The organism is Vibrio sp. 10N.222.55.A1 (assembly GCF_041473835.1).
GTDB lineage: Bacteria > Pseudomonadota > Gammaproteobacteria > Enterobacterales > Vibrionaceae > Vibrio > Vibrio crassostreae_C.
The window spans coordinates 22,844-29,312 of the sequence record NZ_JBFRSX010000007.1 but is presented as its reverse complement, the minus strand read 5'-3'; the positions used below and the strand labels follow the sequence as shown (position 1 = coordinate 29,312).

Genomic DNA, 6,469 nt, shown 5'->3' with positions numbered 1-6,469 from the left:
ACATTTCAGGACGGGACAAAATGCATAAAAAAGGCTCTCATCATGAGAGCCTTTTTAGCATTTGGCCTATCGTAGGTAATTAGGTCGTCATGATCCAAAACCTTCTATAGCACTGTCATTACTCTTCGATCTGGTAGATCACATTCACGCGATCACGAATGGTGATCGTTGAGTCTTCATAAGAGTTCGATTCTGTTCTTGCATCCATCGCCATTGAACGCATGAGTACTGGCTGAGAAGATTGGGCGTTGTAATCCACGCGCCATACATCACCTAACTCGCGCTCAAAACCACTCGCCAATGATTTAGCTTTTGATGTCGCATCTTTAATGGCTTCTAAGCGCGCTTGCTCTTGATACTTAGCTTGGTCGCGAACTTGCAGTTGGATGTTGTCGATCTGATTAATGCCTTCTCCAATCGCAATATCCATGTACTCATTAAGATTAGCTAGCTCAGTCACTTGAACGGTCACATTACGTGAGGCGCGGTAGCCAACCAGTTCCGGTTTGCCATCTTTCGGGTAATGATATTGAGGAGATAAATACAGGTTAGAGCTGTGTACACTCGCCTCATCAACACCAGCTTGATGCAGCTTGTTTAGAAAGCCTGTCACGACTTTATCAACGGTATTTTTAGCCTGTTCAGCAGTCATCGTCGATTCCACGACTCTCACAGAGAATGTCGCCATATCAGGTGTAGCGATCACTTCACCATAGCCTGTCGTTGAAATATGAGGAAAGGATGGAGAGTCAGCCAATGATGGAAAACTCACAGCACTCAACGCCGCAGTAAGAGTAAGAGACGTTGCTAACATCTTTGGTACAAGCTTCATTAGGTATGACCTATGCTAAACAAATGTCCTTTCATCATAGAGCAATTTATCGTTTAGCCAATCCAGAGCACACACTTCTAACAGAACTTTGACGCTGAAAAAACCAACAGTTTACTGAGGTAAGTGATTGTGAGCAAAACTCAATATTGCTTGGGATACTTCTTTTAATACTCCGCTCTCAAGCTGCCAATGGTGCCAATAGATGCGATAAGAGAGCAGAAAGCCAGGGGTAATATCAATCAGAGCACCAGACTCGAGCTCATCGATAATCTGTAATCGGGGGATCAAGCAATAGGCTACACCCGATAATGCCAAGCGCACAAATGCTTCTGAACTGCCGACTGTATGATTGATCACACTGTCTCTCGGGACGTTAAAATGATCATGCAGAAACTTCTTATGCAGATCATCGTATTGATCATAGGAAACCGCAGGTGCTTTGCTTAAGGTGGCGTAGTTTACGCCCTCTGCAAAGTAACGCTGATGAAAGTCAGGGCTAGCCACGCACACATAATCCATCCTACCGAGATAGTCAGCACTGCAGCCAGGAATCGCTTGAGACTCCAAACTGATTGCACCGGCCACCTCGCCACTTTTAATCTTTTCAATGGTTCTCGACTCACCATGAATCGCGAGGTTCAACTCGACTTGGCGAGACTTAATCACATCCGACAAAGCTGGTAGCAACCATGTCGCCAAACTATCAGCGTTGGTGGCTATGGATATCGATAGTGGTTGATTACCCTCTTCATTCATCAACTCAGGCACAAGCTCGTGCTCTAACAAACGAACACGGCGATATAAGCCCAGTAGTTTTTTACCCGCAGGCGTTGGCCTAGGCGGGCTTTCTCTCACCAAGGCTGGCTGAGCCAACCACTTTTCCAGCTGTTTGATGCGTTGAGATACCGCCGACTGGGAGATATATAACTGCTCAGCAGCCCTTTCGAAGCTACGTTGTTTTACTACAGCATCCAGTGCTTCAATCCATTTATAATCCAATCCGCGCATCAATTTGCTTCCTTTTTAAGCTAACTCATCACCACATTAGCAACTCTAATAATGGATTAAAATCATTAATTATACTTATTTAAAGGGTCAGAGTATCTTCGCCATATAGCACGTAAATATCGTTAAATAAGTGGAGGTTAAAATGAGTTTTTGGGTTTTATTACAAGGTTTTGGTCTAGGGGCAAGTATGATTATCCCTATTGGCGCTCAGAATGCGTACGTCCTAAATCAAGGGATAAAACGCAATCATCATTTAACGACAGCAACGATTTGTAGCCTGCTCGATACTCTGTTTATCTCATTAGGCATTTTTGGCGGCGGAGCGATCTTGTCGCAAAATGAATTACTGCTTACCTCAGTGACACTAGGTGGCATCGCTTTTCTGACTGTGTATGGTTTGCTCTCACTACGCAGTGCATTCAAAGTGCGCACCAGTGATGAGTCGAAAGGTGAGATATTAGCGCGTGGCAAGCGCACCGTTATTTTAGGGGCATTGGCAGTAACAGTATTAAACCCACATCTCTATTTGGATACCGTGGTAATTCTTGGATCCATTGGTGGGCAATTTGAAGGCAACGACAGAATTGCATTTGCTATGGGGACTATATTGGCTTCGTTCGTCTGGTTCTATTCTTTGTCATTAGGCGCTGCAAAACTAGGCCCGACGCTATCTAAACCTAAGGTTAAGAAAGGCATTGATATCGCAGTCGCAACCATGATGTTCGCCATAGCAACGGTGCTTACCGATGGACTTATTGAGCAATACTGGTAAATCTATTTAGCTTCATGAAACCAACAAAAAAGGCGGATAACCTAAGTTATCCGCCTTTCCTTATAAAAGCTTATAGTTATAAAAACTAACTAGGAATTAAGCTTCTACTTTATTCATGTGTACATCCATTTGCGGGAATGGAATTTCGATACCCTCGTTATCCAAGCCTTCTTTGATTGCTTGCATCAGGTCGAAATAAACATTCCAGTAGTCAGCAGTGCTAACCCATGGACGAACAACGAAGTTAACTGAAGAATCAGCAAGCGTATGAACACCAACTTGAACGCCAGGTTCTTTCAGTACACGCTCATCAGATTCACAGATCTTAGTCAGTAGCGCTTTTGTCTTCTGAAGATCAGCGTTGTAAGAAACACCAATCATTAGATCAATACGGCGCGTCGCATGACGAGAATAGTTTGTGATTGGGCTGCCGATAACGCTACCGTTAGGTACTACAACCATTTTGTTGTCTGGCGTTGTTAGAACCGTTTGGAAGATTTGAATAGAATCAACTGAACCTGCCACACCACCAATTTCCACATAGTCACCAGACTTAAATGGACGGAATGCAACGATAAGTACACCAGCAGCAAAGTTAGATAGTGAGCCTTGTAGTGCAAGACCAACGGCTAAACCAGCCGCACCAATAACAGCAACTACAGATGCCGTTTGAACACCTAAACGACCAAGTGCAGCAATTAAAACAATCACAAACAACAAGTAACGAACTAAACCATGGACGAACTCCACAACTGCTCGGTCCATTTTCTTCTTCTGAAGAACCTTAGACACGCTATTCGCTACTGCTTTAACAATAAGGTTACCAATAAATAGAATTATCAGTGCTGAAATGATATTTACGCCATATTGGATAAATAAATCTGAATTATTTGTTAACCACTGCTCTGCTTGAGACAAACCATCCACAAGTGGAGTCTCAATCGCTGTCGAACTATCAGCCATAATGTGCATCCTCTATATAATATGCTATGGGCTAAACTGCCTTAAGCCTCATTTACTCTGCAATATAATAAACAGTGTAATTACCGTTAAGTCATTGTGTTAAAAGTAAATTAAAGCCAAGTCCTTTTTATAAACTGAACCAAGTTCAGTTTTTCGGCACGATATCCTATCTTTGACAGATTGCAAAGTCATATTTATGTAAGCTTTTGAATTATTAAAACTTACCGATAAACACAAATACCGATAACTAAAAGACTACGAAATTTATTCACCGCACGCTAGGTTTTTCACATATTTAGTACAAGTTTTTATCAGATATAAAAAAACCCGCTCAATGAGCGGGTTTTTAAAACTTAAAGAGTACTTAATTCAAAGAATTATAGTACGTCTACAGCGTTAAGGTCAGCAAATGCTTTCTCTAGACGAGCAACCATTGAAGCTTGACCAGCACGTAGCCATACGCGTGGATCGTAGTACTTCTTGTTTGGAGCAGCTTCGCCAGTTGGGTTGCCGATTTGACCTTGTAGGAAATCGAAGTTGTCAGCAGAGTACTGACGGATACCGTCCCAAGTTGCCCACTGTGTATCAGTATCGATGTTCATTTTGATAACACCGTAGCCGATAGACTCTTGGATTTCTGCTTCAGAAGAACCAGAACCACCGTGGAATACGAAGTTTAGAGCGTTAGGTGCGATACCGAACTTCTCTGCACAGTATGCTTGAGAGTCACGTAGGATAGTTGGAGTAAGTACAACGTTACCAGCTTGGTAAACACCGTGTACGTTACCGAAAGATGCAGCGATAGTGAAACGTGGGCTAACAGCCATTAGTTTCTCGTAAGCGTATGCTACGTCTTCTGGAGAAGTGTAAAGCTCAGATGCGTCCATATCAGAGTTATCAACGCCGTCTTCTTCACCACCAGTACAACCAAGTTCGATCTCGATTGTCATGTTCATTTTAGCCATGCGCTCTAGGTACTTAGCACATGTTTCGATGTTCTCTTCTAGAGACTCTTCAGAAAGGTCTAGCATGTGAGAAGAGAATAGAGGCTTACCAGTTTGTGCGAAGAACTCTTCACCAGCGTCTAGTAGACCGTCGATCCATGGAAGAAGTTTCTTAGCAGCGTGGTCAGTGTGCAGGATAACTGGAACACCGTAAGCTTCAGCTACAGCGTGTACGTATTTTGCACCAGCTACAGCGCCAAGAACTTGTGCGCCTTGACCTTCAAGTTTAACGCCTTTACCTGCGAAGAATGCAGCGCCGCCGTTAGAGAACTGAACAACTACTGGAGCTTTAACTTTAGCAGCTGCTTCTAGTACTGCGTTTACAGAGTCAGTACCAACAACGTTTACAGCAGGAAGAGCAAATTTGTTTTCTTTTGCTACTTCAAATACTTTCTGTACGTCATCGCCAGAAATCACACCAGGTTTTACAAAATCGAAGATCTTAGACATGGAAATAGTCCTATTTATTCTATCGTTTTAAGATTAAAAAACTTAAGTTTAAAAACTTGCAATCGTTTGCTCACAACTTATGCCATTCTAGCAAAAAAGTGTGATATGCAGCAAACGTTAAAAGGCGAGATTCACATCTCGCCTTTCTAAATCAATTATGCTTTAGCACGCTCTTCAAGCATTGCTACTGCAGGAAGTACTTTACCTTCAACGAATTCAAGGAAAGCGCCACCGCCAGTAGAGATGTAAGAAACGTCAGCTTTGATACCGAACTTATCGATAGCTGCTAGCGTGTCACCACCACCTGCTACAGAGAAACCTGCAGACTCAGCGATTGCTTTAGAGATACCAGCTGTACCCGCTTCGAAGTTCTTGAATTCGAATACGCCTACAGGGCCGTTCCAAAGGATTGTTTTCGCGTTGCCGATGATTTCAGCTAGTGCCGCAGTTGAATCTGGACCAAGGTCGAAGATCATGTCGTCGTCTTGAACTTCAGAAACGTGCTTGATTTCAGCTTCTGCGTTTTCGTCGAATGCTTTAGCACATGCAACGTCAGTTGCTACTGGGATAGCACACTCTTTCATTAGCTTTTGAGCCGTTTCAACTAGGTCAGCTTCGTATAGAGACTTACCTACGTTGTGGCCTTCAGCAGCGATGAATGTGTTCGCGATACCACCACCAACAACAAGCTGGTCAGCAATTTTAGAAAGAGATTCTAGAACGGTTAGTTTAGTAGAAACTTTAGAACCACCAACGATAGCCACTAGTGGGCGAGCTGGGTTGTCCATTGCTTTACCAAGCGCTTCAAGCTCAGCAGCTAGAAGAGGGCCAGCACATGCTACAGGAGCGTAAGTACCAACGCCGTGTGTAGAAGCTTGAGCACGGTGAGCTGTACCGAATGCATCCATTACAAAGATGTCACATAGTGCAGCGTATTGCTTAGAAAGTGCTTCTTCGTTCTTCTTCTCGCCTTTGTTGAAACGAACGTTTTCAAGAACAACAAGTTCACCAGCGTTTAGCTCTAGGCCGTTTACGTAATCTTTAGCTAGTTTAACTTCGCAGTCTAGTGCGTCGTTTAGGTAGTTAACTACAGGAGCTAGAGAGAACTCTTCGTTGTATTCGCCTTCAGTAGGACGACCAAGGTGAGAAGTAACCATTACCTTTGCGCCAGCTTCTAGGCAAAGTTTGATAGTTGGTAGAGATGCAAGGATACGTGCATCTGAAGTTACTTTACCGTCTTTTACTGGTACGTTTAGGTCAGCACGGATAAATACGCGTTTACCTGCAAGTTCCAGGTCAGTCATCTTGATCACAGACATGATTTGTCCTCTCAAATTTAAATAAATATAAAGTTTTGGAAACTCAGCAACCCTGCTAAGCCTATAAATTATTCAACTGGTAATTCTTTCACTACTAATAATATGTGGACTCTTAGTATTT

6 protein-coding genes are annotated in these 6,469 nt (G+C 43.1%); 1 reads left to right on the top strand and 5 read right to left on the bottom strand.

Annotated elements, in window-relative coordinates:
* Positions 1-118: 118 nt before the first annotated feature.
* A complete protein-coding gene (locus tag AB4493_RS01580; RefSeq protein WP_017059059.1) occupies positions 119-832 on the bottom strand; it encodes an oxidative stress defense protein in 714 nt (237 codons plus the stop codon).
* A gap of 111 nt (positions 833-943) precedes the next feature.
* Entirely contained in the window at positions 944-1,840 is an 897-nt protein-coding gene (locus tag AB4493_RS01575) for a LysR family transcriptional regulator ArgP (RefSeq protein ID WP_017068706.1), read from the bottom strand.
* Between the two features lie 142 nt (positions 1,841-1,982).
* Between AB4493_RS01575 and AB4493_RS01570 the strand changes: the two genes are divergently transcribed.
* On the top strand, positions 1,983-2,612 hold the full coding sequence (locus AB4493_RS01570; protein ID WP_017059061.1) for a LysE/ArgO family amino acid transporter: 630 nt from the start codon (positions 1,983-1,985) through the stop codon (positions 2,610-2,612).
* Positions 2,613-2,708: 96 nt separating this feature from the next.
* Here AB4493_RS01570 and mscS read toward each other — a convergent pair whose 3' ends face one another.
* From mscS to AB4493_RS01555, 3 genes are all read right to left on the bottom strand, one after another.
* Complete coding sequence (gene mscS / locus AB4493_RS01565; protein ID WP_017063201.1) at positions 2,709-3,575, bottom strand: small-conductance mechanosensitive channel MscS; 867 nt, start codon at positions 3,573-3,575, stop codon at positions 2,709-2,711.
* 377 nt (positions 3,576-3,952) lie between these two features.
* A complete protein-coding gene (gene fbaA, locus AB4493_RS01560) occupies positions 3,953-5,029 on the bottom strand; it encodes a class II fructose-bisphosphate aldolase (RefSeq protein WP_010435694.1) in 1,077 nt (358 codons plus the stop codon).
* Positions 5,030-5,184: 155 nt separating this feature from the next.
* Entirely contained in the window at positions 5,185-6,348 is a 1,164-nt protein-coding gene (locus tag AB4493_RS01555) for a phosphoglycerate kinase (RefSeq protein WP_017059064.1), read from the bottom strand.
* Positions 6,349-6,469: the final 121 nt, after the last annotated feature.